A 26,321-nucleotide genomic window follows, 5' to 3' on the forward strand; every position below is an offset into this window, starting at 1 on the left:
GGGTTAGCGCAGGCGGTGGCGGGCGTTCGACGGCGCTGTGCGCCTGCCCGCTGGGCCCTGGGCCCGAGGCGTGGGCGCTTGTTGTCCGCCAGCTCGCCTGCTTTGCTGCACGCTCGTCCTGAAACCAGGCTGCCTGCTGCGGGCTCGCTTGAAGCGTGGCCGATCGTTGCCCGCCAGCCCGCCAGCCCGCCAGCCCGCCAGCCCGCCAGCCCGCCAGCCCGCCAGCCCGCCAGCCCGCCAGCCCGCCAGCCCGCGAGTCCGCGAGTCCGCGAGTCCGCGAGTCCGCGAGTCCGCGAGTCCGCGAGTCCGCGAGTCCGCGAGTCCGCCAGCCCGCCAGGCCGCCAGGCCGTCAGTGCGGCTGGTTCGCTGCGGGTTCGCCCCGGGGTGTGGCCGTCCTGGTGTGTGCGTGGTGGCTGGGGCTTGGGGGTTCGGGATTTCTGGCTGGGCGTCAGGGTGTGCGGGTGCGGAGGGCGGCGGGGAGGGTGGTGAGGAGGGCGAGGGTGGCGGCGGTGGCGGGGAGGAGGTAGCCGGTGCCGGGGGTGGTGTGTTGGACGAGGGCGCCGCCGAGGGTTGCGCCGGTGGAGATGCCGACCAGGATCGCGGAGACGGCCAGTGCCATGGCCTCGTTCATGCGGTGCGCGGGGAGGAGTTCCTGCACCAGCGTCATGCCGCTGATCATGGTCGGTGCGGTGCCCGAGCCGGCGGCCAGCAGTGCCGCGCCGAGCACCACCAGGCCCGCGCCGGCCCGGCCGGCGGCGAGCGGGAGGAGCATCAGCAGGGTCATCGCGCCCGCGCCGAACGCGAGTCGGACCGCGGCCGGGCGGCGTGGCCGGATCGCGCCGAACGCCAGACCCGAGACGCAGGACCCGGCCGCGACCAGCGCCAGCAGCACGCCGCCCGCGGACTGTCGGCCGAGTGCGTCGGTGTAGGCGAGGGTGGTGACCTCCTGCGAGCCGAACAGCAGGCCGGCCGCGAGGAACCCGGCGAGCAGTGCCGGGAAGCCCCGGGTGGCGATCAACCCCCGCCCGGCGGAGGCGAGTTGGGTGGATTCGGGGAGTGGGGGCTCGGTGCCGCGCTGGGCGGCGAACAGCAGGGTGCCGACGGTGCCCAGGGTCCAGGCGGCGAGCAGTCCGGCCTCGGGTGCGAGCGTCGTGCACAGGACCATGCCGAGGACCGGTCCGGCCATGAAGCACAGCTCGTCCAGGGACTGTTCGAGCGCGTTCGCCCGATGCAGCGCGGCGGCGTCGTTCCGGTGCAGGTGTGCCCAGCGGGCTCGGGCCATGCCGCCCAGGTTGGGGCTGGTGCCGGACAGCGCCCAGCACAGGAACAGCGTCCAGTCGGGCGCGCCGGAGCGGACACACATCAGCAGCGCACCCGTCGGCAGCGCGGTCGCGAGGACGGCGGGGACGGCGACCCTGGCCTGTCCGAGCCGGTCGACCAGCCGCCCGAGCAGCGGCATCAGCGCCGCCCCGGCCAGCACCCCGACCGCCGAGACCGCGCCGGCCAGCGCGTACGAGCCGCGGCGGTCGGCGATCAGCACCACGATCGAGACGCCGTACATCGCCAGGGCGAGCCGCCCGAGCAGTCCGGCCAGGGTGAACGGGAGGGCGCCCGGCGCGGCGAACACCGGGCGGTAGCGGGCGAACGGCATGGACAACACGCAACTCCGGCAGGAGAGGGGGAGGGGGACGGTTCCCCACCCTCGGGCCGGGGACGGTGCGTGGTCCAACACTTATTCCGCCCGATTGACCGAATCCTGTTGTTAATCTCCGGCCGTGCCCCACGACGTCCACCCCCGCCTGCTGCGCAGCTTCGCCGCCGTCGCCGAGACCCTTCACTTCGGCCGCGCCGCCGAACGCCTGCACCTGGCCCAGCAGGCCGTCAGCCGGGACGTCCGGGCGCTGGAGCGGGAACTCGGCTGTGCGCTGTTCCAACGTTCCACCCGCAGCGTCGAGTTGACCGACACGGGCGCGGCGCTGCTGCCGAAGGCCCGCCACCTGCTGGAGATTCAGCGCGAGATCACCGCGCTCGGCGGGACCCGAGTGCTGCTGGTGGACGTCAACAGCCCCGGCGGCGACCGCGAACTGACCGCCGAGCGGGTGCTCGCCGCCGCCCGCCGTCGCCTTCCGGACGCCGAGCTGCTGGCCCGCTACCTGGGTGGACTGACCGCTGCCGCAAGGGAGTTGGCGACGCACCGGCTGGACGTCTCGTTCGGGAGGTACGCGGGGCTGCCGAGCGCCGTGCGGGCCCGGCTGGCGCACACGCCGGTGCGGCTGGAGCGGATGGCGGTGTTCCTGCCGTTCGGGCACCCGCTGGCGGCGCTGCCGGCCGTGCCGCTGGCCGCGTTGGACGGGCATCCGGTGGACGTGTTCGCGGGGCAGCCCGACACCGCCGAGTGGACCGACCTCGGCCTGCGGCTGCTCGCCGAACACGGCCTGGCCGCCGCGCCCGGCCGCACCCCGCCGGTCGGCGCCGCCGAGTTCGCCCGCTATCTGACCCGGCACGGCAGCCCGATCCTCACCACCACGGACGGGCCGGACATCCCGGGCGGGATCGCCCGGCCGCTGGTCGACCCGGTGCCGCTCAGCCTGGTCGGCCTGGTGCACCGGCCCGAACTGCGTCACCCCGCGCTGGCCGCGCTGCGCGAAGCGTCGGCCGAACTCGCCGCCGACGAGGGCTGGTTGACGCGTCCGCCGGGGAGCTGGCTGCCGGCCGAGGACGCCGCGCTGTTGACCTGAGAAACGGCGGCGCCCCCGCCGAGGGGGACGGCGGGGGCGGTACCGGGGGCCGCGGGGCGGCCGGGGCAGGCGGTCTCAGGAGGCTCGCACGGCGGAGATGTCCAGGGCCAGCTTGACCTTCTCGCCGATCAGCACGCCGCCGGTCTCCAGCGCGGCGTTGTAGGTCAGGCCCCAGGAGGTGCGGTCGATGGTGGTGCCGCCCTCGAAGCCGACCCGGTTGGCGCCGTACACGTCGGTGGCCGCCCCGGTGAACTCCAGGTCGAGGACGACCGGGCGGGTGGTGGCCTTGATGGTCAGGTCGCCGTGCAGGCGGTAGGTGTCGCCGTTGATCTGCTCGGCGGAGGTCGACTTGAAGGTGATCTCCGGGAAGGCCTCGGCCTCGAAGAAGTCGCCGGTGCGCAGGTGCTCGTCGCGCTGGGCCTGGTTGGTGTGGATCGAGGCGACCTTGATGACCAGCTCGGCGGTGGAGGCGGCCGGGTTGGCGCCGTCCAGGTGCAGCTTGCCCTCGTACTCGGTGAACTCGCCGCGGACGTTGGTGACCATCGCGTGGCGGACCGCGAAGCCGATCTTCGAGTGCGTGGCGTCGATGGTGTAGTCGCCGGTCAGGTGGGCGAGGTCCGGGCCCTGGACGGTGGCGGCCGGGGTGACGGCGGCCGGGGCGACGGTGGCGGTGGTGTTCTTGCTGCGGTTGAAGATGCCCATGGCTTCTCTCCTTGGTGAGGGTCGAAGCCGTGTTGTTGAGGCTTCAACTTGTCCGTGGCTTCACCGTACACCGGCTTGGTTCAACTTTCAATCATGATGTTGAAAGTTGTCCAAAGTCTGGGTCGGCCGGTTGTCCCCAGCCTGTGGACGGCCGTGCGGCGGCCGGAAAACCGGGTGCGCCGGGCGGATCCGGCGGTTCACACTGACCGCCGAACCCCCAACCGCTTCCCGAGGAGACTCGTGCAGTCAGCCGTCACCGTGTCGCCGTCCCAGGTCCCCGAGCTGCTGCTCGGACTCGCCACCGTGCGGCCGGTGTTCCTGTGGGGAGCGCCCGGCATCGGCAAGTCCTCGCTGGTCAACCAGTTCGCCGACTCGCTCGGCCTGGAATGCGTCTCGCTGCTCGGCACCCAGCTCGCCCCCGAGGACCTGATCGGCGTCCCGCAGATCACCCCCGAGGGCCGCTCCCGGTTCTGCCCGCCCGAGACCATCGCCCGCGACCAGCCCTACTGCCTGTTCCTGGACGAGCTCAACGCGGCCACCCCGGACGTCCAGAAGGCCTTCTACTCGCTGATCCTGGACCGCCGCATCGGCAACTACGAGCTCCCGGCCGGCTCCATCGTGATCGGCGCCGGAAACCGCGCCACCGACGGCGCACTCGCCCGCCCGATGCCGTCCGCGCTGCTCAACCGCCTGGTCCACGTCCACCTGCGGGCCAGTGCCGACGACTGGCTCGGCTGGGCCGCCGGGCACGGCGTCCACCCGTGGATCACCGACCACCTCACCGACCGGCCCGACCACCTGTGGTCCGCCCCGCCCAAGACCGAGGAACCGTTCTCCACCCCGCGCGCCTGGCACATGCTCTCCGACGCGCTGCACTCCTTCGGCACCGACCTCGACGAGGGCACCCTCAAGGTCCTCGCGCACGGCCTGCTCACCCCCGCGCACGCCGTCGCCTTCTGCGGCTACGTCAAGATCGTCCGCAACGCGTACGGGCTGGAGGCCATCCTCAAGGGCGACGCCTCCTGGCCGCACCGGGTCGAGGACCGCGACCTGCTCTACTACCTCGCCGACAGCTTCCGCGGCCGCCTGGTCAAGGAACTGCCCGCCCGCAAGGAACACGCCTCGCCGACCGTCCGGCAGCACGCCTACCGCTCCAAGTCGCTGCTGGTCCAACTCGCCGAGATTTCCGTCGAAGTCGCCCAGATCGTGATCGCCGACGGCCCCGACGGCCACCCCGTGCTGCCGTCCTGGTTCCTCATCGAAGCCGCCCGCGACCTGCCCCGACTCGTCGAGGCCCGCCGGTGAGCACCCGCCGCCCCGCCGACACGCCCGAAAAGGACCCGGCCAGGGCCGCGTTCGCCGCCGGACTCGCCAAAGCCCTGGCCAACCCCGCACTCGCCGCCGTCCCCGCCGAACTGTGCACCATCGAGCAGGACCACTGCTCCCTGCACCCCACCACCGGCTGGGTCGTCGTCACCTCCAACGGCACCCTGCACGCCCACCGCACCCGCCGCGCCGAACCCGAGGAATGGGCCTGGGCCCTCGCCCACGCCCTGCTCCACCTCGGCTTCGGCCACCTCCCCGCCGCCAACGGCCCCCGCACCCAGCCCGACGCGGCCGACCTCGCCGCCCGCTGCACCGTCGTCAACCGCTTCCTCGCCACCTTCCACATCGGCCGCGCCCCCGACGACCTCCCCGCCGTCTGGCCCGGCGGCGACGAAGAGACCCTTGCCGCCCGCTGGCGCCGCGACGGCATCCCCGCCGAATACCGCGCCTGCGGCACCGCCGGCGACGCACCCGACCAACTCCTGCACTCCTGGTGGGGCGCGGACGACCCCGAGGACTGGACCCTCGCCTTCGCCCACGCCCTCACCCGCACCGTCTCCGCCGCGATGGACCTGGCGGCCGGCCGCCGCGAACACCTCGACGGCCCCCGCCGCCCGCAACGCCCCTGGGAACGAGCGCTCAGCTGGTTCGTCTCCCACTACCCCCTGCTCGGCGGCCTCGCCGCCGGCCTCACCCTGGTCGCCGACGCCGAACTCGCCCGCGCCCACGGCATCGCCATCGCCGCCGTCAACGCCGAAGCCGGCGAGATCTACCTCAACCCGCTGCGCCGCCACACCGACGAGGAATGGCGCTTCATCCTCGCCCACGAGATGCTGCACGCCGCCCTCCGCCACGGCGACCGCACCGGCGGACGCGACCCCTACCTCTTCAACGTCGCCGCCGACTACGTCATCAACGGCTGGCTGCTGGAGATGGGCGTCGGCGACATGCCCGAAGGACTGCTCCACGACCCCGCGCTGAAAGGCCTCTCCGCGGAAGAGGTCTACGACCGCCTCGTCCGCGACCAGCGCCGCCTGCGCCGCCTCGCCACCCTGCGCGGCAAGGGCCTCGGCGACATCCTCGGCGAACCGCTGCCCCGGGCCGGCAGCGGCAGCTACGTCGACCTCGACGAGTTCTACCGGCGCGGGCTCCTCCAGGGCTTCGACCTGCACACCCGCGAACGCGGCCTGCTGCCGGCCGGACTGGTCGAGGAGATCCGCGCCCTCGCCCACCCGCCACTTCCCTGGGACGCACAACTCGCCCGCTGGTTCGACGAGTTCGTGCCCCGGCCGGAACCCCTCCGCTCCTACGCGAGGCCCTCCCGGCGGCAGGCGGCCAGCCCCGACATCCCGCGCGCCGGCCGCTACTCTCCTCCGGAGGAGACCCCGCGCTGCACCTTCGGGGTCGTGCTCGACACCTCCGGATCGATGAGCCGGGTCCTGCTCGGCAAGGCCCTCGGCGCGATCGCCTCCTACGCCGCCGCCCGCGACGTCCCCGCCGCCCGCCTCGTCTGCTGCGACGCCGCCCCGCACGACGCGGGCTACCTGCCGGTGGCCGAACTCGCCTCCCGCGTCCGCATCCACGGCCGCGGCGGGACGGTGCTCCAACCCGGCATCGACCTGCTGACACGGGCACCGGACTTCCCGGCCACGGCACCGGTGCTGATCATCACGGACGCCGAGTGCGACGTCCTGCGGGTGCCTCGACGGGAACACGCCTACCTGATCCCGCAGGGCGCGACGCTGCCGTTCACGCCTCGGGGGCCGGTCTTCCACGTGGCGTGAACGTGAGCACCACCAGGGGCGCGGGGAACTGCGCGAAGCGGAAGGATCCGACCGCAAGATCGCGACGCAGGGCAATGACCTGCACGTGATCGCGACTTTGCGGACGTGGCGTGCGCTTGTCGTGCAGTTCCCCGCGTCCCTGGCGGTGCTCGCAACACCTATGGTGGAAGGCCCTGCCCGCTTCTCGTTGCCGGAGGCTTCTCTCCCATGTACGTCCTGCATGCGCTGTGGCGGGCCGACGGCCGGCTCGGGGTGTGGGCGGAGGATGCGGGGGCGTTCACGGGGCGGGCCGTCCAAGGATCGCGGCATCCGTACGCGTGCTCGGCGGGCGAGGTGGCGGGGTTGCTCGCCGCTGTTGGTGCGGGCCCGGCGTGGCTCGCTTCGCGGGGGGCCGAGCGGTGGGTGAGTCTGCGGTTGCCGACGCTGGGCTCGCGGCCGACGCCGTCGCCGGACCTGCCGGTGGGGTCGACCGCGAAGGGGCTGGTGCTGCAGGCGTGGCGGGTTCCGGCGCTGGTGTTCGACCGGGCGGAGGCGGCGCAGCTGCTGGGTGAGCTGTTCGATCCGTACTGGCCGGGGACGACCGTCGAGCTGCCCGGCGGCCGGACGGCGGAGCTGGCATACGGGGCGTCGCTGCGGTGGCTGACGGCGGTGCACGACCTGGCGTGGCGGCTGGTCGGCCGGGGCCGGGTGCTGCCCGCGCTGGTGGAGGAGGCGGACGGGTGGGCGGCGCGTTGGCGGCCCGCGCTCGACGGCCCGGCGGGCCGGGAGGCCGCCGCTCTCGCGGCCGGGTGCCCGCCGATCGCCCGCGCCGAGGACGGCGCGGAACGCACCGGCAGCGCCCTGCTGGCCGCCGTCCTGGACGCGCTCACCGACCACGAGACTCGCACCGCGCTCGAAGCGCCGCCCACGGCCGCCGCGTCGCAGGACTGGCCGGCAGCCCTCCGCCGCGCCGACCCTCGCCTTCCCGCCGCGCCCGACCCCGACGTCGCGGAGCGCCTCGCGGCGTGGAGCGCCGGGACGGAGCCCACCGGCGACGTGCGGCTCGCGTTCCGGCTGACGGAGCCGCTGGGCAGCGCGCCGGACGACCCCGATGCGAAAGTCCCGGACGAGAACTGGCGGTTGGACGTGCTGGCCGGTCCGGCGGACCGGCCCTCGCTGCTGCTGCCGGCGGCCGAACTCTGGTCCGACGGGCCGGGGTTCGCCGCGCTGGCGCGCAGTCTGGGCGATCCGGTGGAGGCGTACCTCGCCGAGCTCGACCGGGCCGCCCGGCTCTGCCCCGAGCTGCGGGCCGCCCTGCACCGCACCCGGCCCACCGGCGTCGAACTGGACCGGGCCGGCGCGCTCGCGTTCCTGCGCGACACCGCCCCGCGGCTGACCGCCGCCGGGTACGGCGTCCTGCTGCCCGCGTGGTGGCGTCGCCGCCCCCGCCTCGGCCTGGCCGCCACCGCGCACAGCGGCCCCGCGCCGGGCTCGGTGAAGCGGTCCGCGCAGGCCGACCGGGACGCCGTGGTGGACTTCCGCTGGCAGCTCGCGGTCGGCGAACAGCCGCTCACCCAAAAGGAGTTGGACGAGCTCGCGGGCGCCCAGCAGGGCCTGGTCCGGCTCCGCGGCCAGTGGGTGGAGGTGGACGCGGCCCAACTCGCCGCCGCCCTGAGGTTCCTGGCCGCGCGAAGGGACGACCCGCAGCTGGACGCCGCGACGCTGCTGCGGCTCGCCCTGGACGACGGCGCGATCGTCGACGGCCTGCCGGTCACCGTCGTGCACGCCGACGGCCCGCTCGGCGACCTGCTCGCGGGCCGCCTCGGCCGCCTCCCCGGCGCCCACCGCACCCCACCACCGCCGGGCTTCACCGGTTCCCTGCGCCCGTACCAGGAACGGGGGTTGGCCTGGCTGGACGCCCTCGGCCGACTCGGCCTCGGCGCGGTGCTGGCCGACGACATGGGCCTCGGCAAGACTGTGCAGACGCTCGCCCTGCTGGCCCTGGAGCATGCCCGCGGCGCCCGCGGCCCCGTCCTGCTGGTCTGCCCGACCTCGCTGGTCGGCAACTGGCAGCGCGAGGCGGCCCGGTTCGCCCCCGGTCTGCGCGTCCACCTCCACCACGGCCCCGAGCGGGAGGCCCCCGACCCGGCCGCCGACCTGCTGATCACCACCTACGGGGTGCTCCAGCGGGACGCCGCCGCGCTGCGCGCGATCCGCTGGCGGCGAGTGGTCGCGGACGAGGCCCAGCACATCAAGAACCGCTCGGCCCGGCAGTCCCGGGCGATCCGCTCGCTGCGCTCCGGCCCCCGGATCGCGCTCACCGGCACGCCCGTGGAGAACCGCCTCGCCGACCTGCACGCCGTCCTCGACTTCGCCAACCCCGGCCTGTTCGGCACCGCCGAGTCGTTCAAGGAGCGCTACGCCGTCCCGGTCGAGCAGTCCGGCAACCGGGAGGTCGCCGCACGGCTCCAGCGCCTCACCGGCCCGTTCCTGCTGCGCCGCCTGAAGAGCGACCCCGAGATCGGCGAACAGCTGCCCGCCAAACAGGAGTTCACCGTCCGCTGCAACCTGACGCCCGAGCAGGCCGGGCTCTACCAGGCGGTGGTCGCCGAACTGCTGCGCCGCCTGAACGGGGTGCGCGGCGTCGAGCGCAAGGGCGCGGTGCTGGCGGCCCTCGGCCGGCTCAAGCAGGTCTGCAACCATCCCGCCCAACTGCTGCACGACGGCTCGCCGTTGAGCGGCCGATCCGGCAAGGTCGAGCGGCTGGTCGCGCTGCTCCGGGAGGCCCTCGCGGAGGGCGACCGGACGCTGGTGTTCACCCAGTACGCCGAGTTCGGCGCGATGCTCCAGCCGCACCTGCGCCGCCGCCTCGGCACCCAGGTGCTGTACCTGCACGGCGGGCTGTCTGCGCCGCGCCGGCAGGAACTCGTCGACCGGTTCCAATCCCCGGACGGGCCAGGGGTGTTCCTGCTGTCGCTGAAGGCCGGCGGCACCGGGCTCAACCTGACCGCCGCCAACCAGGTGATCCACCTCGACCGCTGGTGGAACCCCGCCGCCGAGGACCAGGCCACCGACCGCGCCCACCGGATCGGCCAGCACCGCGAGGTCCAGGTCCGCCGCCTGGTCTGCGTCGGCACCGTGGAGGAGCGGATCGCCGAACTCGTCCAGGCCAAACGCGAGTTGGCCGACATCGTGGTCGGTTCGGGCGAACAGTGGCTGACCGAACTGCCCGCCGAGCAGCTCCGTGAACTGCTCGCCCTGTCCGCCGACGCCGTGGGGGAGTGACACCATGACGACGCCCCGCCCCGCCGACTCCGACCGCCCGCTCGACCAGTGTCTGGACGCCTTCTGGCAGGGCGAGTTCACCCTCCGCCCGCCGGACGCGCCGCCGGAGCGCCCCGACCCGGCCCTCGACCACCTCGGCCCGAGCGGCCTCACCGTCCGCGGCCGCGACCTGGCCGAGCTGCTGGCTGCCGACTACCGCCGCCTGGTGGAAGGCAGTTGACGCCTCGGCCCGGGAATTTGCCGGGCAGCGAAGGGCAGTTGACTCCTCAGCCCAGGAACTCGTCCACCAGGCGGACGAATTCGGCCGGCTCCTCGACCCACGGCCGGTGCCCGACGCCCGCCATCACCTCCAGTCGGGCCCGCGGATGGAGCGCGGAGGCCAGTCGGGCCGGGGCGGTGCCGATCATCCCGTCCAGCTCGCCCGCCACCACCAGGACGGGCACCTCCACCGGGGCGGCCTCGCCCGCGCTCGCGTAGAAGGCCTCCCGCATCCACGGCGCGCCCGGCACCAGTTCCGGATCGAAGCTCGCGGCGCGCGCCCGGTCGTCCCAACTGCCCCAGAAGAACGGGGTGATGCGCGCCAGCAGCTCCGCCGGATCACCCTCCCCGGCGGCCATCAGCTCCGCCGCCCGCGCCGCGTCCGGGTACCAGGGCCGGTCGGCGCGGGAGGCTCGGATCGCCGCGAGCTCCGCCTCGTCCGGCTCCCGGACGCCCCGGCCGACCGGCGTCACCAGCACCAAGGACCGTACCCGGTGCGGGAATTCGGCGGCGTAGCGCTGCGCGGTGAGGGCGCCGGCGGAGTGGCCGAGCAGGTCGAAGGCGTCCAGCCCGAGGTGCTCGCGCAGCGCCTCCAGGTCCTTCACCTGCGAGCCGAAGGCGCAACTCGTCCGGTCGGTCGGCTCGGCGGAGCGGCCGCTGCCGCGCGGGTCGAGGCGGATCAGCCGCCGGTGCGCGTCCAGGCCGCCCAGCGCGCCCAGGTAGCGGGCGTCCGCGCCCGGGCCGCCGGGGATCGCCACCAGCGGTGCGCCGTCGCCGAGTTGCTCGTAGTGCAGGGTGGTTCTGTCGTACCCGGAGAAGGTCGTCATGGGGCGATGCTGGCATGCCCCCGGACGGGAGCGCCGGGTATTTCACGGAATGGTCAGCAGCCCGCCGTCGGCGAGCGCCCGGCGCAGCCCGGCGGCACCCCGGTGGTGGTGGCCGCGCATTCCGAGGGCCTCGGCGGCGGCCACGTTGCCGGCGCTGTCGTCCACGAACAGGCAGTGCGCGGGCGGGACTTGGGCCCGTGCGGCGGCCGCCAGGTAGACCCGGGCGTCGGGCTTGGCCGCGCCGAGGCGAGCGGTGTTGAGCACCGCGTCGACGGCGGTGTCCAGGCCGAGCGCCGCCAGGTCCGCCTCCAGCCGGGTGGTGCCGTTGGAGACCAGCAGCACCGGCACGCTCCGCCGGGCCTCGGCGAGCAGCGCCAGCACCTCCGGGTCCACCCACGACGGCTGCCGCCCCCAGGCGGCGGCCACCGCCCGGCCCCGCTCCGCCGAGCCGCACACCGCGGCCAGGTCGTCCGCGACGGCGGCCCGCCACTGCTCGTCGGTGACCAGCCCGGTGACGGCGGGCAGCAGCCGCTCCGACCGGAACGCCGCGCCCGCGACGGTGCCCGCCGGCAGGCCGTGCGCCGCGTCCACCTCCGCCAGATCGCCCCAGATCCGCAGCACCCCGTCCAGGTCGCACAGCACCGCGCGAATCTGTCGGTCCGTCATCCCCGTCACCCCTCCCAGCCGGACGAACGGCTCATGATGCCGGGTCGAACCGCTTCCAGCGACCCTCGGAGACCACTTCCACGACGCCGTCGACCACCTTGACGGCGGTCTGGTCGTCCGTCGCGTACGCCGGACCCGCGATGTCGGCCGCCCACCGTTCCGCAGCGGCCGTGGTGTTCTCCGGGCAGGCCGGGTGGTCCAGGTGCGGGAAGATCGAGAAGTCCACCACGCCCAGCGCGCTGTCGCCCCCGGCGGGCGGCCGCCAGCCCACGAAGTCCTCCCCGATACGGGGGGTCATCACCATGCTTCCGGCGCTGAGCCCCACGTAGACCAGGTCGGGCAGCGACGGCAGGAGCCCGGCCAGCCCGGACTCCCTCATCCAATGGGCCAGGTACAGCGCGTCGCCGCCGTTGACCAGCAGGACGTCGGCCTCCCGGACCCAGGAGACCCAGCGCGCCCGGTCGATGCCGGGCAGCGCGGTGAGCTCCAGCAGGCCGACCGACTTCCATCCCAGGTCGGTCATCGGGTGGGCGGTCCGGCCGCTGACGAACCGCCACGGCCCGCCCGGGTCGGCGGTCGGCGCCCCGTACCCCGCGGTGGGGACGCAGAGGGCGTCGGACTCGGCGATCGGCTTGCCCAGCAGCTCGACCAGCGCGTTCCGGATGCTCGCGTTGGTGACGCCGGAGTCGGTGAGGAGGAGCTTCATCATGTCCTTCCCTCGTGCCTTCCAGGGGCGGCCGACCCTCCGGCGCCCTGGCCGGCACGCCGGTCCGTGCGCCGACGGCCGGCCGCCCCGCCACCATGGCACGAACGGGCGCACCGCCGCCGTCCCTTCCCCGAAGACCGGCCCGCCGCAGCAGCGGCCGGTCCGCCGCGGCGGCAACCGCGCTGTCGGCGGGGCCTCGGCACCCGGATGCGTGCGCCCGCTAGCAACCTGCTTGCAATTGCAAGCAGGGCGGTGCAGACTGCGGGCATGGCGTCACTGAACGTGGGCTCGCTCGGCGAGTACATCCGGGAGCAACGGCGGAACGCGCAGTACTCGCTGCGGCAGCTGGCCGAGGTCGCCGGGGTGTCCAACCCGTACCTGAGCCAGATCGAGCGCGGGCTGCGCAAGCCCAGCGCGGAGATCCTTCAGCAGATCGCCAAGGCGTTGCGGATCTCGGCGGAGACGCTGTACGTACAGGCCGGGATTCTGGAGGAGCGGGACGAGCAGGGGCCGGGCCTGCGGGCCGCGATCCTCGCCGACCCGCAGATCAACGAGCGGCAGAAGCAGGCCCTGCTGGCGGTGTACGAGGCCTTCCTGAAGGAGAACCAGGCCGCCCGCCCGGTTGCCGCCGCCCACCCGGCCGCCGCCGCCCACCCGACCGACCCCGCCTGACGCGGGCGCACCCCGACCGGAGGACCGACATGCCGATCAGCGACGAGCTCAAGAAGACCCTCACCGACCCCACCCCCCTGTACGCCCTGGCCGGCGCCGGCGACCTCGCCTACGAGAAGCTGCGCGAGGTCCCCGGCCAGCTGGAGGCGCTCGCCGCCGACCCCAAGGGCACCCAGGACAAGGCCGCCGCCGCCCTGCAGGACGCCGGCAGCAGGCTGGTCGAGGCCCAGGCCAAGGTCACCGGCGCGGTCACCGCGCTGCCCGCCGACGTCAAGGAACTCCAGGCCAAGGCCCAGGAGTTCGCGATGCAGCAGGTCGGCCGGGCGCTGGAGTTCGCGGTCAAGGCCAAGGAGGTCTACGACGAACTGGCCGTCCGTGGCCGCACCGTGGTGGACGCCGCGAGCACCGCCCGTCCGGGCGCCGACCCGGCCGCCGAGGTCGAGGTCGAGGAGGTCGTGCTCGCCGAGGTCCTGGTGGACGAGCCCGCCGTCGAGGCGAAGCCGGCCGGCGCCAAGGCCGCGCCGAAGCCCGCCGCGCCCAAGTCCGCCGCGAAGAAGCCCGTCCGCGCCCACAAGGCCGCCGCTGCCGACGCCGCAGACTCCGAGTGACGGTCCGCCCGTGACGAGTGCGGGGAACGGCACACTGCCGAAGGCCGTTGAACCGGGCGCGGTCCGTGCCAGGATGGAGGAGAGAGTGAGGAGCACCAGGTGCCGTTCCTGTACATCGATCTCCTGAACCCGTTCTGGTGGCTGGCCACGGCGATCATCGGCTACAAGGCGTTCGCGTTCGTGGACGCGGCGATCCGGCGCGAGGACGCGTACCGGGCCGCCGACAAGAAGACCAAGGGGTTCTGGCTGGTCGTGCTCGGCCTCTCGCTGGGCGCGGACCTGCTGTTCGGCGCCAACCCGCTCACCGGCCTGCTGGTGCTGGTCGGCCTGGTCGCCTCGATCGTCTACGTGGTGGACGTCCGCCCCGCGATCAAGCTGCTCGGCGACGGGCGCGGCCGCGGCCGCAACCCCGGGCCGTACGGCCCCTGGTGAGCCACCGGGCACAACGAGAAGGGGCGGTCCCGTTCGGGGCCGCCCCTTCCGTCGGTCCGACGGGCCGTCAGCCCATGATCACCGGCGCCGGGTTGCGCTCCAGCAGCAGCACCGCGACATCGTCGGTCAGTGCCCCGCCGTTCAACTCCTCGACCTCGGCGATCGCCGAGTCCACCAGCCGGCCCCTGGTCAGCCCGGCGGCCTGGTGGTCGGCGATCAGCTCGATCAGGCCCTCCTGGCCCAGCCGCGGCGAACCCGCCCCGACCTTCCCCTCGACCAGGCCGTCGGTGTACAGCAGCAGCCGCCAGCCGGTGGCCAGCCCCAGCCGCAGCGCCGGCCAGGTGGCCTGGGCGGCATCGCACGGCAGCAGGCCCAGCGCCGGGCCGGCCTGCTCGGACGGCAGCAGCATCGGGACGGCGTCCGGCCCCAGCAGCAGCGGCGCCGGGTGCCCGGCCAGGAACAGCTCCGCCGACTCCGGCGTGCCCTGCTCGCCCGGCGCGTCCAGCACCACCATGCAGAGCGTCGCGAAGATCTCGTCGCTGCGCCGCTCGTACTCCAGGACGTGCTGCAGCGTGGTCAGCAGGTGCTGGCCGCTGAGCCCGGCGAACACCAGGGCCCGCCAGGCGATCCGCAGCGCCACGCCGAGCGCGGCCTCGTCCGGGCCGTGGCCGCAGACGTCGCCGATCACCACGTGCACCCGGCCGTCCTTGGTGCGGACGGCGTCGTAGAAGTCGCCGCCGAGCAGGGCGCGGCGGCGGCCCGGGCGGTAACGGCGGGTGAAGGACAGGCCCGCGCCGTCCAGCAGCGGGGTGGGCAGCAGGTGGCGCTGAAGGCGGGCGTTCTCCTGGCCGCGGATCTCTGCCTCCACCAGTCGGCGCTGCGACTCGTCGGCGCGCTTGCGCTCCACCGCGTAGCGCAGCGCGCGGGCCAGCAGCGGGCCGTCGGTGTCCTGCCGGACCAGGAAGTCCTGGGCGCCGGCGGCCACCGCGGCCGCGCCGAGTCCGGTGCCCGCGGTGTCGGTGAGGACCACCACGGCGGTGTGCGGGGCGCGCTGCAGCAGCTCGCGCAGCGCGTCCAGGCCGTCGCTGCCGGGCGGCAGTTCGCCGGGCGCGCCGAGGTCGAGCAGCACGCACTGGAAGTCGGGGTACCGGGCGCCGCGCCGCCCCGCGCCGGGCGTCGGCGGCAGCAGGGCCAGCGCCGCGCGGATGCCGTCCACCCGGTGCAGTTCGGCGTGCCCGCCGAGCTCCTCGGCCAGCGACTCGAACAGCCGGTGCTCCGGCCCGTCGCCCTCGATCACCAGCACCCGGAAGTCCGTGGCCGCGGCCCGGGCCGGCTCGCCGCCGCCCGCGGGGGTGCTGCGCGGATGCGGTATCGCCGCGGCCCGCTGCGGCGTGCCGGGTCGGCTCTGACTGCGCTCGGCGGACCCGGCGTGGTCGGTCGCGTCGGGTGCCCGCCCGTCTCCCGTAGCGGGCATCGGTCGGTCCTTCCTTTCCCCGACAGGCCAACGGCCGGTGTCCGTCCACGGTGCCCGTGTGGCACCGGGCATCGGGGAGCTTCCCGCGACCATAACGTGATCTCCGAGGATTTCTTCGCCTGAGCGGCGGCGATGTGGTTATTGCCACGCGTGCGGTGGCCGGATTTCGTAGGGTTTCCGCCACCACAGAACCGGAGTTGACGGGAGTTGAGCAGCGGTGATGCGGATCACGCTGGTGCAGGGTGACATCACGGAGCAGGAGGTGGACGCCGTCGTCAACGCCGCCAACAGCTCGCTCCTCGGCGGCGGCGGGGTGGACGGGGCGATCCACCGCAAGGGCGGACCGGAGATCCTCGCCGACTGCCGGAAGCTGCGGGCCTCGCACTACGGCAAGGGCCTGCCGACCGGCCGGGCGGTGGCGACCACCGCGGGCCGTCTCCCGGCGCGCTGGGTGGTGCACACGGTGGGGCCGGTCTTCAGGCCGGAGGACCGCCGGCAGCGCGCGGAGCTGCTGGCCTCGTGTTATCGGGAATCCCTTCGGGTGGCGGCGGAACTGGGGGCGCGGACGGTGGCGTTCCCGGCGATCTCGGCCGGGATCTTCGGCTGGCCGGTGGACGATGCCGCCCGGATCGCCCTGACGGCCGTGGCCGAGGCGGCCCCCGACCTGGACGAGGTGCGTTTCGTGCTGTTCGGCGCCGAGACCTATGAGGTGTTCGCTGGGGTGCGGGACGAACTGGGGGCGTAGCAGAGCAGGGGCGCTGACCGGCGCGCAGGGGGCGCGCGACGGCGCATTCGGGCGCTCCCCATGGTGGCGCGCCAGGGCGTCAACACGCCAGGGGTATTCGATAACTCGTTCGAGTGAACTGCCGAACGGATGACCGGACTTGGGCGGAAGTCTCACCCCGCCCGGCCCCGGTCTCACGCAGCCCGGCCCCAGCTGCGTCCAGCCCCAGCTGCGTCCAGCCCCGGCCCCGGCCCCAGCCGCGCCCGGCCCCGGCAGCGCTCAGCGCGGCGCCAGCGCCGCCCAGTCCACCGTCAGCTCGCCCTGCCGCCGCCGGGTCGGCCCGTCCCGCAGCGGCCAGTCCGCGGCCAGCGCCGCGCACGCCGCCGCCCAGCGCTGCCTCGCCCCGAACGCGCCCAGCGGCGCGGCCGCCGCCCACGCCCGGTCGAAGTCCCGCAGGAAGGTGTGCACCGGCCGCCCCGGCACGTTGTGGTGGATCAGCGCCTTCGGCAGCCGCTCCGCCAGGTCCGAGGGCCGCTCCAGACTCCCCAGCCGGGCCGCGAAGGTCACCGTCCGCGGCCCCTCCGGGCCCAGCGCCACCCACACGTGCCGCCGGCCGATCTCGTCGCAGGTGCCCTCCACCAGCAACCCGTTCGGCGCCAGCCGCCCGCACAGCCGCGACCACACCTCGGCGACCTGGTCCTCGTCGTACTGCCGCAGCACGTTCGCCGCCCGGATCAGCTGGGCCCGCGCCCCGCCGGGCAGCGGCACCTCGAAGCCGCCGCGCCGGAACTCCAGCAGCGGCGGATCGGCCATCGGCAGCGCCGCCGCCACCCGCGCCGGGTCGATCTCGATGCCCACCACCCGGACGTCCGCCCGCACCGCCCGCAGCCGCGCCGCCAGCTCCACCGCCGTCCACGGCGCCGCCCCGTACCCGAGGTCCACGGCGACCGGCGGGGCCGGCGCCGCCCGCAGCGCCCGACTCAGCGTGTACGCGATCCAGCGGTCCATCCGCCGCAGCCGGTTGGTGTTCGTCGTCCCCCGAGTGATCGTCCCCACCGGCCGGCTCGACCGGCCCCGGGACGACGGCATGTCGCTTACGGCCATGGTCACCAAGCGTACGCAGCGCCCCGGTGCCCCCGTCCACCGGCGGGAACACCAATGGGAACGCGGGCCGGAACGCGGGCGGGAATACGCGGGCGCGACGACGCGGTTGGGATGCTTGACGTCCATCCGCCCGCAGCTCCCGGCCGCGGGCGGCGGCGCGTGAACGGCCGGAAAACGGCCCGGACGCACCGACAGCACCACCGAGACAGGCGACGGGCAGCGCCCAGGGAGGCTTCCGCAGGTGACCGACCACCTCGTCCGCATGCCCCGCGGGGCGGCCCCCTCGCGTCCGCGCCGCCCCCGCCGGATCGCGATGCTGAGCGTCCACACCTCGCCGCTGCACCAGCCGGGCACCGGCGACGCCGGCGGCATGAACGTGTACATCGTCGAACTGGCCAAGCGCCTCGCCGACCTCGACATCGAGGTCGAGGTGTTCACCCGGGCGATCAACTCCGACGACGCGCCGACCGTGCAGCTCGCCCCGGGCGTGCTGGTCCGGCACGTCACGGCCGGGCCGTACGAGGGCCTGCTCAAGGAAGACCTGCCCGCTCAGCTGTGCGCCTTCACCCACGGCGTGCTGCGTACCGAGGCCGGCCACCGCCCCGGCTACTACGACCTGGTGCACTCGCACTACTGGCTGTCCGGCCAGGTCGGATGGCTCGCGGCGGAGCGCTGGGGCGTGCCGCTGGTGCACACCATGCACACCATGGCGAAGGTGAAGAACGCGGCGCTCGCCGAGGGCGACACCCCCGAGCCGCCCGCCCGGGTGATCGGCGAGACCCAGGTGGTCGGCGCGGCCGACCGGCTGATCGCCAACACCGCGGAGGAGGCCGCCGAGCTGGCCCACCACTACGCGGCCCGCCCCGAGCAGCTCGCCGTGGTCCACCCCGGCGTCAATCTCGACGTCTTCCGCCCCGGCGACCGCGCCGCGGCCCGCCACCGGCTCGGCCTCCCGCAGCACGCCGCGGTGCTGCTGTTCGCCGGCCGCATACAGCCCCTGAAGGCGCCGGACGTCCTGCTCAAGGCCGTCGCCCGGCTGCTGGAACGCCACCCGGAGCTGCGCGAACGACTGGTGGTGCCGGTGGTCGGCGGCCCGTCCGGCACCGGTCTGGCCCGCCCCGAGAGCCTGCACAAGCTCGCCGCCCAGCTCGGCATCAACGACGTGGTGCGGTTCCGCCCCCCGGTCGGCCAGCAGCAGCTCGCCGACTGGTACCGCGCCGCGACCGCCCTCGTGATGCCCTCGTACAGCGAGTCGTTCGGCCTGGTCGCCCTGGAGGCGCAGGCCTGCGGCACCCCCGTGGTGGCCGCCGCGGTCGGCGGCCTGCCGGTCGCGGTCCGCGACGGCCGCACCGGCACCCTGGTGCCCGGCCACGACCCGGACGCCTGGGCGCAGGCCCTGCTGCCCTACGTCACCGACCCGGCGCTCGCCCGCGCCCGCGGCGCGGCCGCCGCTCGGCACGCGGCGGCGTTCGGCTGGCTGACGGCGGCCGGCGCCACCGCCGATGTCTACGCAGGCGCGATGGCCTTCCGCGCGCGCCACCTCTGACGCCGCCTCGTCCGCGCGCACGGCGTGACCGGCCGCACGGCGTGACCGGCCGCACGGCGTGACCGGGGCGACACCCCGCAGGGGCGCACCGCCCGTTAGCGTGGGGTCATGGCCGCCAAGGACGACGCACTGCCCCTCCTCCGTGCCGCGCTCGACGAGGCCGGTGTGGCCTGGGAGCCGGCCGCCACCGACCCGTACACGCTGGTCGCCACCCTGCCCGGCACCCGCAAGCTGTCCACCGCCTGCGCGCTGCGGGTCGGCGACCACACCCTGTCGGTGAACGCCTTCGTGATCCGCCGCCCGGACGAGAACCACGAGGGCGTCTACCGCTGGCTGTTGGAGCGCAACACCCGCCTGTACGGCGTGGCGTACGCGATCGACCGGCTCGGCGACGTCTACCTGGTGGGCCGGTTGCCGCTGGAGGCCCTGACCGCCGACGCCGTGGACCGGCTGCTGGGCACCGTGCTGGAGAACGCCGACCAACCGTTCAACACCCTGCTGGAACTCGGCTTCGCCACCGCGATCCGCCGCGAGTGGGAGTGGCGCACCAAGCGCGGCGAGTCCACCCGCAACCTCACCGCCTTCGCCCACCTGGCGAGCGAGAACCCTCCCACCGACAGCTGAGCCCGGTATCCTCCCGCCCGGGGAGGATACCGATGGACAACGAACACGCCGCCGCACAACGGAAGTTGGCCTGGCTGGAGACCGAGGTCGGCGGCGAACTGAAGGAGCGCCGACGCCGTCGCGACTGGGACCGGCGGCGGGCCCTGAGCCTGCAACTGGCCACCGTCAGCCTGTCCGCGCTGATCACCGTGCTGCTCGGCCTCAAGGTCGGCGAGCCGCTCGCCGACCGGCTCGCCGACGCCGCCCTGGCCTGCGGCGCGCTGGTGACGGTGCTGGCCGCCTGGGCCGCGTTCTTCGGCTACCGGACGCTGTGGATCCAGCGCACCGAAACCGTCCAACGGCTGTCCATGCTGCGCCGCCGCCTCGACCTGCTGAAGGTCGAGTGCGGCGACACCCCCGCCGACCCCGCACAGGTGGCGGAGCTGGTGGAGGAGTACCAACGGATCCTGGCCGACGACCACGACAGCTGGGTGCGGCTGCGGCAGGCCGGCAGCGGTGACGCCGGGTCGTGAACGGCCGTCAGACCGCCGTGGCGACCGGCTCGGCGGCCTGCTCGGCCACCTGCTCGGCCACCTGCTCGGCCACCTGCTCGACCGGCCGGTGACGGCCGATCGGCAGGAACGCCGCGGCCGCCAGCGTCCCCGCGGCCGCGCACCCGCCCCACAGCGCCCAACTGCCCCCGTACTGCAGCAGCAGGCCGCCGGCCATCGGGCCGACGAAGGACGCCAGCGACCAGGACAGCGAGTACACGCCCTGGTAGCGGCCGCGGGCCCGGGCCGGGGACCGCTCGGCGACCAGCGCCATCATCGTCGGCGTGCTGACGATCTCGCCGAGCGTCCAGACCACCACCGTCATCGCGTACAGCGCGACGGACGAACCTGCCACCGCCGTCAGCCCGAAGCCCCAGCCGGTCAGCAGCGCGCCTGCCGCCAGCAGCGCGGTGCGGTCGCGGCCCTCCATCAGCCTGGTCAGCGGCAGCTGGAGCAGCACGATCAGCACCCCGTTGAGGCTGACCAGCAGGCCGTACTGGGACGACGAGATGCCGTGCTGCCCCATGTCCATCGCCAGCGTGGTGGAGCCCTGCTGGTAGACCAGCGCCAGCAGCAGGTTCACCCCGACCACCGCCATGAACCGGCCGTCCCCGAACACCGCGCCCAGACCGATCGGCGGGCCCGACGGCTCCCCGGCCGCCTCCGCCTCCGCGTGCGCCAGCGTCTCGGGGACCTTCGCGAACACCACCACCGCACACAGCAGAGTGGTCAGCGCGTCCAGCAGGAACAGCGTCAGATAGCCGTGCGTCGCGATCAGACCGGCCACCGCGCCGGACGCGCCGAAGCCGATGTTGATCGCCCAGTAGTTCAGCGAGTACGCCCGCACCCGGTCGGCGGCCGGCACCAGGTCGGCGATCATCGCCGAGACCGCCGGACGGGAGGCGTTGTTCGCCAGGCCCGCCAGGAACGCCACCACGGCGATCGCCACCGGCCCGTCCGTGAACCCCAGCACCGCCGTGAACACGGCCGTCGACAACTGCGCCGCCAGCAGCGTGGGCCGCCGCCCGAGCCGGTCGGTCAGCACCCCCGCCCCGATCGCGGCGACCGCCGACCCCGCCCCGAACAGGCCCGCCACCAGGCCCGCGTAGGCCGCCGAATAGCCTCGCTCGACCGTCAAATAGAGCGCCAGGAAAGTGACCACGAATCCGCCCAGTCGGTTCACCAGCGTGGACGTCCACAACCACCAGAACTGGCGCGGCAGCCCGCCCGCGGCCCTTCGGACTTCGGACACCAGGCGGGCGGCGAGGGGCATGGCAGGGCTCCCGGAACAGCGGAAAACGGTAAGAGGTCAAACAGCTGGACGCACATTACGGCGCACATGGACAGCCCGGCCATCGAATTTCCCCCTCCACTAAGCTGGCCCCATGGCTGACACGACCTACCGCTTGATCCTGCTCCGCCACGGCGAGAGCCAGTGGAACCAGAAGAACCTCTTCACCGGATGGGTCGACGTCGACCTCAACGAGAAGGGCGAGAAGGAGGCCGCCCGCGGCGGCGAACTGCTGCTCGCCGAAGGCCTGCTGCCGGACGTGCTGCACACCTCGCTGCTGCGCCGCGCCATCCGCACCTCGCAGATCGCCCTCGACAAGGCCGACCGCCACTGGATCCCGGTCCGCCGCAGCTGGCGCCTGAACGAGCGCCACTACGGCGCCCTGCAGGGCAAGGACAAGGCCCAGACCCTCGCCGAGTACGGCGAGGAGCAGTTCCAGCTCTGGCGCCGCTCGTACGACACCCCGCCGCCGGCCCTCGCCGACGACGCCGAGTACTCCCAGGCCGGGGACCCGCGCTACGGCGAGATCCCGTCCGAGCTGCGCCCGCGCACCGAGTGCCTCAAGGACGTCGTCGAGCGGATGCTCCCCTACTGGTACGACGCCATCGTGCCGGACCTCGCCGACGGCAGGACCGTCCTGGTCACCGCCCACGGCAACAGCCTGCGCGCCCTGGTCAAGCACCTGGACGGCATCTCCGACGAGGCCATCGCCGGCCTCAACATCCCCACCGGCATCCCGCTGCTCTACGAGCTGGACGCCGACTTCAAGCCGGTCAACCCCGGCGGTCGCTACCTCGACCCGGAGGCCGCCGCCGCCGCCATCGAGGCCGTCAAGAACCAGGGCAAGAAGAAGTAACGCTTCCCGTCCTCCTCAGCCCCCTGCCCGGCGCAACGACGCCCCGGCCCAGGGGGCTGTTCCGTGCCCGGGCCGTCAACTGCCGGGCGGGGCCGAGTGGTTCAGACCGCGAAGATTGGTTCAGACCATTGACGGGGGTCGGTGGGGGCTTCTAGCGTGGGGCCAATGTCAGCGCGGGCATGCCAATGATGGCCGCACCCCCACGCGGCTCCGCGCGTGCCCGTGCATGTACTCCATCCACCCCCACGGAGGAGCACCATGCGCAAGCGCAACATCCTCGCGGTCGGCATCGCCGCCGCGGCGGCGACCCTGGCGACGGCGATCCCCGCCAGCTCGCACGGATACATCACCACCCCGCCCAGCCGGGCCGGCCTGTGCGGCTCGGGCGTGGTGAAGAAGTGCGGCGACATCCAGTGGGAGCCGCAGAGCGTCGAGGGCCCCAAGGGCTTCCCGGCGCAGGGCCCGGCCGACGGCACCCTGTGCGCCGGCGGCGACGCCCGCTGGGCCCAGCTGGACGACCCGCGCAGCGGCGGCTGGCCGACCACCAAGGTGACCGCAGGTCAGCAGCTCACGCTGACCTGGAGCATCGAGGCGCGGCACGCCACCACATCGTTCCGGTACTTCATCACCAAGCCGGGCTACGACGCCACCACGAAGATCACCCGGGCGAACCTCAACCCGACGCCGTTCCTGACCGTGCCGATGGGCGGCAAGCAGCCCCCGGCCACGCTCAGCCACACCGCGACGCTGCCCAGCGGCCTGACCGGCCACCAGGTGATCCTGGCGGTCTGGGACATCGCCGACACCGGCAACGCGTTCTACCAGTGCATGGACGTCACCTTCTGACGCCCCGCACCACCGTTCCGCACCACCTCCCCGCACGGCAAAGGCCGGGCACCCTCGCGGGTGCCCGGCCCTGCCGCGTCGTTCAGTGGCCGGCGGTCGCGCCGCCGCACTGGCAGGGCGCGCCGGATTGGCAGCCGCAGCCGCAGCCGGGGCCACAGCCGCAGCCCGCGGCGAGGACCGGCAGCAGCTTCGCCGCGGCCGGCGCGAGCGGGCTCGGCGGGGGAGTGGTCGGTATGCCGGTCGTCTTCATCGCGCTGCATCCTCCTCGTCCGGGCGGAGCCGGGCAGCCCGGTGGACGCCCGTCCCTTCGAGTGAAACGCTGCGCTGACGCGCCGTCAACGGGCGCGCGGGGGCTGATGGTTCGCGCGGAGTGCGCCCCCGTGGCGACTACTCCGCCGAGTCTGCGGTGGCGATGAACTCGTCCACGTGCTCGCCGGTGACCAGGAACACCACGCGCTTGGCGACCGAGACGGCGTGGTCGGCGAAGCGCTCGTAGTACCGGCCGACCAGGGTGACGTCCACCGCGGTCTCGATGCCGTGGTGCCAGCGGTCGTCCAGCAGGTGCGAGAACAGCTCGCGGTGCAGCGCGTCGATCGCGTCGTCGTCCGCCTCCAGCTCCAGCGCCTTGTCCACGTCCTTGGTGGCGATGACCACGCCGGCCTTGGCCACCAAGCGCTGCGCGAGCTGCCCCATCTCCAGCACGATCGGGTGCAGGTCGCCCGGGACGGCGGTCTCCGGGTAGCGCAGTCGGGCGACCTTGGCGACGTGCCGGGCCAGGTCGCCGCAGCGCTCCAGGTCGGCGCTCATCCGCAGCGAGGTGACCACGATCCGCAGGTCGGTGGCGACCGGCTGCTGGCGGGCCAGCAGGTCGATGGCCCGGTTCTCCAGGTCGTGGTGCAGGTTGTTGATCTTCTCGTCGGCGGCGATCACGCTCTCCGCCAGCTCCAGATCCGCGTCCAGCAGTGCGGTGGTGGCCCGTCCCATCGCCGAGCCGACCAGCCGGGCCATCTCGACCAGGCCGTCGCTGATCGAGTCGAGTTCCTCGTGGTACGCGTCGCGCATTGCGCTCTTCTCCTCCAGTACCGGTGTCGGTGGCGGTGCCGACCGGACGCCCTGCACCGGGCGGCCCGATGCGGGGCCGACCGTACGGACGGCCGCTGCTGGTGGCGCGAATGGTAGCCGCGTCACCGCCCACACGGGCTTGCACGGCCCAGACTGAGCCGTTCGTGCGACCCCCCGCGGCCTCAGCGGTGAATCGGCGGCATCGTGAAGGTGAATTCTCGGCAACGCCCGGCCGATGCCTTGATCGCACCCTTACAGAGCTTGCCCGGCCACCACTTACGCTGGCAGGCATGGACGTGAACGTGGCCGCCGCCGCTGCCTGCGCCATAGCCGGGCTCGGCGTCGGCCTCACCGCCTCCATCGCCTTCCGCTGGAGCGAGCGCGAGCAGGGCCGTGGCAAGGGCAGCAGCAGCGGCAGGACCCCAGGGCCGGAACCCCTTCAGGAGCCGGCCCTGCCGCCGGGCGTGGACACCGTGCTCTCGGTGCTGCGCTCCTGCGCGATCGTGCTCGGCGACGGCGACGAGGTGGTCAAGGCCTCCTCCGCCGCCTACGCGATGGGCCTGGTCCGCGGCGGCCGGGTCGCCGTGGACCAGATGCTCTCGCTGGCCCGCGCCACCCGTCGGGACGGCGAGATCCGGCAGATCGAACTGGAACTCACCCGCCCCGGCGCCTCCGCCCGGGCCGCCGAACCGCTGGCGGTCTCGGTCCGGGTCGCCCCGCTCGGCTCCCGGCTGGTGCTGGTGCTGGTCGAGGACCGCACCGAGCGCCGCCGGATCGAGGCGATCCGCCGCGACTTCGTGGCCAACGTCTCGCACGAGCTGAAGACCCCGGTCGGCGCCCTCTCCCTGCTCTCCGAGGCCGTCGCCGACGCCTCGGACGACCCGGAGGCGGTGCAGCGCTTCGCCGGCCGTATGCAGGTCGAGGCCACCCGACTGGCCAGTCTGGTCCAGGAGATCATCGACCTCTCCCGGGTCCAGGACGACCAGCTCAAGGTCGACCCGGAGCCGGTCGCGGTGGACGAGCTGATCGCCGAGGCGATCGACCGCTGCCGGCAGACCGCCGCCGCCAAGCAGATCGTCATCGCCGCGGGCGGCACCACCGGCCTGTACCTGGTCGGCAACCGCGGCCAACTGGCCGCCGCACTCGGCAACCTGGTGGAGAACGCGGTGAACTACAGCCCGCCGCGCACCAGGGTGGCGATCGCCACCCGCCGGATCTCCAGCGCCGCGGTGCTGGGCGAGGCGGACGGCGAACTGATCGAGATCTCGGTGACCGACCAGGGCATCGGCATCTCGGAGAAGGACCGCGAGCGGATCTTCGAACGCTTCTACCGGGTGGACCCCGCCCGCTCCCGCCTCACCGGTGGAACCGGCCTCGGCCTGTCCATCGTCAAGCACGTCGCCGCCTCGCACCGCGGCACCGTGTCGGTGTGGAGCGTCGAGGGCCAGGGTTCCACCTTCACACTGCGGCTCCCCGCCGGGCAGGCCCCGGTCGAGGACCGCGCATCCTCAGCAGCACCCACACTTCCTGCCCCGGAGGCCCGATCGTGACCCGTGTACTGGTGGTCGAGGACGAGGAGTCGTTCAGCGACGCCCTGTCGTACATGCTCCGCAAGGAAGGCTTCGAGGTGGCGGTCGCCGCCACCGGGCCCGACGCGCTGGAGCAGTTCGAGCGCAACGGAGCCGACCTCGTCCTGCTCGACCTGATGCTGCCCGGACTGCCCGGCACCGAGGTCTGCCGCCAGCTGCGGGTCCGCTCCAACGTCCCGGTGATCATGGTCACCGCCAAGGACAGCGAGATCGACAAGGTCGTCGGGCTGGAGATAGGAGCCGACGACTACGTGACCAAGCCGTACTCCACCCGCGAGCTGGTCGCCCGCATCCGCGCGGTGCTCCGCCGCCGCGGCGAGGACGCGAACGGCGACGGCGCCGCCACCCCCGGCGCGCTGGAGGCCGGCCCGGTCCGGATGGACGTGGACCGGCACGTGGTGACGGTGGACGGCGCCAAGGTCGACCTGCCGCTCAAGGAGTTCGACCTGCTGGAGATGCTGCTCCGCAACGCCGGCCGGGTGCTCACCCGGATGCAGCTGATCGACCGGGTCTGGGGCGCGGACTACGTCGGCGACACCAAGACCCTGGACGTCCACGTCAAGCGCCTGCGCGCGAAGATCGAGCCCGACCCGGGCGCCCCGCGCTACCTGGTCACCGTCCGTGGCCTCGGCTACAAGTTCGAGCCGTAAGCCGTACCCGCGACACAGCACGAAGGGGCCCCGCCGCGGCGG

26 protein-coding genes are annotated in these 26,321 nt (G+C 74.0%); 16 read left to right on the top strand and 10 right to left on the bottom strand.

Features of this window, described 5'->3' with window-relative positions:
- Window positions 1-448: 448 nt before the first annotated feature.
- Entirely contained in the window at window positions 449-1,651 is a 1,203-nt protein-coding gene (locus AMK19_RS02280) for an MFS transporter (protein ID WP_073807593.1), read from the bottom strand.
- Window positions 1,652-1,775: 124 nt separating this feature from the next.
- Between AMK19_RS02280 and AMK19_RS02285 the strand changes: the two genes are divergently transcribed.
- On the top strand, window positions 1,776-2,738 hold the full coding sequence (locus AMK19_RS02285) for a LysR family transcriptional regulator (protein WP_073807595.1): 963 nt from the start codon (window positions 1,776-1,778) through the stop codon (window positions 2,736-2,738).
- Between the two features lie 75 nt (window positions 2,739-2,813).
- Here the strand turns inward: AMK19_RS02285 and AMK19_RS02290 are convergent, their stop codons facing one another.
- Complete coding sequence (locus tag AMK19_RS02290) at window positions 2,814-3,440, bottom strand: YceI family protein (protein WP_073807596.1); 627 nt, start codon at window positions 3,438-3,440, stop codon at window positions 2,814-2,816.
- A 240-nt stretch (window positions 3,441-3,680) separates the two neighbouring features.
- Here AMK19_RS02290 and AMK19_RS02295 point away from each other — a divergent pair, with 240 nt between their 5' ends.
- The 4 genes from AMK19_RS02295 (at window position 3,681) to AMK19_RS02310 (ending at window position 10,034) form a co-directional block, all read left to right on the top strand.
- The gene (locus AMK19_RS02295; protein WP_073807598.1) at window positions 3,681-4,745 is read left to right on the top strand and encodes an ATP-binding protein; all 1,065 of its coding nucleotides are present in this window, start codon (window positions 3,681-3,683) and stop codon (window positions 4,743-4,745) included.
- Entirely contained in the window at window positions 4,742-6,550 is a 1,809-nt protein-coding gene (locus tag AMK19_RS02300; RefSeq protein ID WP_073807599.1) for a vWA domain-containing protein, read from the top strand. The genes AMK19_RS02295 and AMK19_RS02300 overlap by 4 nt, the downstream gene beginning before the upstream one ends.
- A 207-nt stretch (window positions 6,551-6,757) precedes the next feature.
- Window positions 6,758-9,814: a DEAD/DEAH box helicase gene (locus tag AMK19_RS02305; RefSeq protein ID WP_073807601.1), complete on the top strand. Its 3,057-nt coding sequence runs from the start codon at window positions 6,758-6,760 to the stop codon at window positions 9,812-9,814.
- 4 nt (window positions 9,815-9,818) lie between these two features.
- Window positions 9,819-10,034: a hypothetical protein gene (locus AMK19_RS02310; RefSeq protein WP_073807602.1), complete on the top strand. Its 216-nt coding sequence runs from the start codon at window positions 9,819-9,821 to the stop codon at window positions 10,032-10,034.
- A gap of 46 nt (window positions 10,035-10,080) precedes the next feature.
- Here the strand turns inward: AMK19_RS02310 and AMK19_RS02315 are convergent, their stop codons facing one another.
- The 3 genes from AMK19_RS02315 to AMK19_RS02325 are packed head-to-tail and all read right to left on the bottom strand — an operon-like array spanning window position 10,081 to window position 12,271.
- Window positions 10,081-10,899 carry an alpha/beta fold hydrolase gene (locus AMK19_RS02315; RefSeq protein WP_073807603.1) on the bottom strand — a complete coding sequence of 273 codons (819 nt, stop codon included), beginning with the start codon at window positions 10,897-10,899 and terminating at the stop codon, window positions 10,081-10,083.
- Between the two features lie 42 nt (window positions 10,900-10,941).
- Entirely contained in the window at window positions 10,942-11,565 is a 624-nt protein-coding gene (locus AMK19_RS02320) for an HAD-IA family hydrolase (protein WP_073807605.1), read from the bottom strand.
- Between the two features lie 31 nt (window positions 11,566-11,596).
- Window positions 11,597-12,271, bottom strand: a complete 675-nt coding sequence (locus AMK19_RS02325) for a Type 1 glutamine amidotransferase-like domain-containing protein (RefSeq protein WP_073808326.1) — start codon at window positions 12,269-12,271, stop codon at window positions 11,597-11,599.
- A gap of 267 nt (window positions 12,272-12,538) precedes the next feature.
- On the opposite strand from AMK19_RS02325, the gene AMK19_RS02330 reads away from it, so the two are divergent.
- The 3 genes from AMK19_RS02330 to AMK19_RS02340 all read left to right on the top strand — a co-directional run bounded on the left by AMK19_RS02330 (window position 12,539) and on the right by AMK19_RS02340 (window position 13,983).
- On the top strand, window positions 12,539-12,943 hold the full coding sequence (locus AMK19_RS02330; protein ID WP_073807606.1) for a helix-turn-helix domain-containing protein: 405 nt from the start codon (window positions 12,539-12,541) through the stop codon (window positions 12,941-12,943).
- Window positions 12,944-12,972: 29 nt separating this feature from the next.
- Entirely contained in the window at window positions 12,973-13,551 is a 579-nt protein-coding gene (locus AMK19_RS02335; RefSeq protein WP_073807607.1) for a hypothetical protein, read from the top strand.
- 99 nt (window positions 13,552-13,650) lie between these two features.
- Window positions 13,651-13,983, top strand: coding sequence for a DUF2516 family protein (locus AMK19_RS02340; protein WP_241844202.1), 333 nt, complete (start codon window positions 13,651-13,653; stop codon window positions 13,981-13,983).
- Window positions 13,984-14,050: 67 nt separating this feature from the next.
- Here AMK19_RS02340 and AMK19_RS02345 read toward each other — a convergent pair whose 3' ends face one another.
- Complete coding sequence (locus AMK19_RS02345) at window positions 14,051-15,457, bottom strand: PP2C family protein-serine/threonine phosphatase (protein WP_073807609.1); 1,407 nt, start codon at window positions 15,455-15,457, stop codon at window positions 14,051-14,053.
- Window positions 15,458-15,674: 217 nt separating this feature from the next.
- Between AMK19_RS02345 and AMK19_RS02350 the strand changes: the two genes are divergently transcribed.
- Window positions 15,675-16,202, top strand: coding sequence for an O-acetyl-ADP-ribose deacetylase (locus AMK19_RS02350; protein ID WP_143200014.1), 528 nt, complete (start codon window positions 15,675-15,677; stop codon window positions 16,200-16,202).
- Window positions 16,203-16,460: 258 nt separating this feature from the next.
- Here AMK19_RS02350 and AMK19_RS02355 read toward each other — a convergent pair whose 3' ends face one another.
- A complete protein-coding gene (locus tag AMK19_RS02355; RefSeq protein WP_241844203.1) occupies window positions 16,461-17,285 on the bottom strand; it encodes a class I SAM-dependent methyltransferase in 825 nt (274 codons plus the stop codon).
- Between the two features lie 262 nt (window positions 17,286-17,547).
- Between AMK19_RS02355 and mshA the strand changes: the two genes are divergently transcribed.
- From mshA to AMK19_RS02370, 3 genes are all read left to right on the top strand, one after another.
- Window positions 17,548-18,831, top strand: a complete 1,284-nt coding sequence (mshA, locus tag AMK19_RS02360) for a D-inositol-3-phosphate glycosyltransferase (RefSeq protein WP_073808329.1) — start codon at window positions 17,548-17,550, stop codon at window positions 18,829-18,831.
- Between the two features lie 108 nt (window positions 18,832-18,939).
- Complete coding sequence (locus AMK19_RS02365; protein ID WP_073807614.1) at window positions 18,940-19,455, top strand: YbjN domain-containing protein; 516 nt, start codon at window positions 18,940-18,942, stop codon at window positions 19,453-19,455.
- Between the two features lie 32 nt (window positions 19,456-19,487).
- Window positions 19,488-19,967 carry an SLATT domain-containing protein gene (locus AMK19_RS02370; protein WP_073807616.1) on the top strand — a complete coding sequence of 160 codons (480 nt, stop codon included), beginning with the start codon at window positions 19,488-19,490 and terminating at the stop codon, window positions 19,965-19,967.
- A gap of 7 nt (window positions 19,968-19,974) precedes the next feature.
- On the opposite strand, the gene AMK19_RS02375 is transcribed toward AMK19_RS02370, so the two are convergent.
- Window positions 19,975-21,258 (bottom strand): MDR family MFS transporter, encoded by a 1,284-nt coding sequence (locus AMK19_RS02375; protein WP_073807617.1) that lies wholly within the window; start codon window positions 21,256-21,258, stop codon window positions 19,975-19,977.
- Window positions 21,259-21,370: 112 nt separating this feature from the next.
- On the opposite strand from AMK19_RS02375, the gene AMK19_RS02380 reads away from it, so the two are divergent.
- Window positions 21,371-22,132, top strand: coding sequence for a phosphoglyceromutase (locus AMK19_RS02380; protein WP_073807619.1), 762 nt, complete (start codon window positions 21,371-21,373; stop codon window positions 22,130-22,132).
- A gap of 258 nt (window positions 22,133-22,390) precedes the next feature.
- Complete coding sequence (locus AMK19_RS02385; protein ID WP_073807620.1) at window positions 22,391-22,978, top strand: lytic polysaccharide monooxygenase auxiliary activity family 9 protein; 588 nt, start codon at window positions 22,391-22,393, stop codon at window positions 22,976-22,978.
- Between the two features lie 82 nt (window positions 22,979-23,060).
- Here AMK19_RS02385 and AMK19_RS35800 read toward each other — a convergent pair whose 3' ends face one another.
- The gene (locus AMK19_RS35800) at window positions 23,061-23,228 is read right to left on the bottom strand and encodes a hypothetical protein (RefSeq protein WP_158071855.1); all 168 of its coding nucleotides are present in this window, start codon (window positions 23,226-23,228) and stop codon (window positions 23,061-23,063) included.
- Window positions 23,229-23,365: 137 nt separating this feature from the next.
- Window positions 23,366-24,040 (bottom strand): phosphate signaling complex protein PhoU, encoded by a 675-nt coding sequence (gene phoU / locus AMK19_RS02390; protein WP_073807622.1) that lies wholly within the window; start codon window positions 24,038-24,040, stop codon window positions 23,366-23,368.
- A gap of 290 nt (window positions 24,041-24,330) precedes the next feature.
- Between phoU and AMK19_RS02395 the strand changes: the two genes are divergently transcribed.
- Window positions 24,331-25,590: a sensor histidine kinase gene (locus tag AMK19_RS02395; RefSeq protein ID WP_073807623.1), complete on the top strand. Its 1,260-nt coding sequence runs from the start codon at window positions 24,331-24,333 to the stop codon at window positions 25,588-25,590.
- Window positions 25,587-26,279: a response regulator transcription factor gene (locus AMK19_RS02400; RefSeq protein WP_073807625.1), complete on the top strand. Its 693-nt coding sequence runs from the start codon at window positions 25,587-25,589 to the stop codon at window positions 26,277-26,279. The genes AMK19_RS02395 and AMK19_RS02400 overlap by 4 nt, the downstream gene beginning before the upstream one ends.
- The last annotated feature ends 42 nt before the right edge of the window (window positions 26,280-26,321 follow it).

The sequence above is a fragment of the Kitasatospora sp. CB01950 genome (assembly GCF_001905465.1).
GTDB lineage: Bacteria > Actinomycetota > Actinomycetes > Streptomycetales > Streptomycetaceae > Kitasatospora.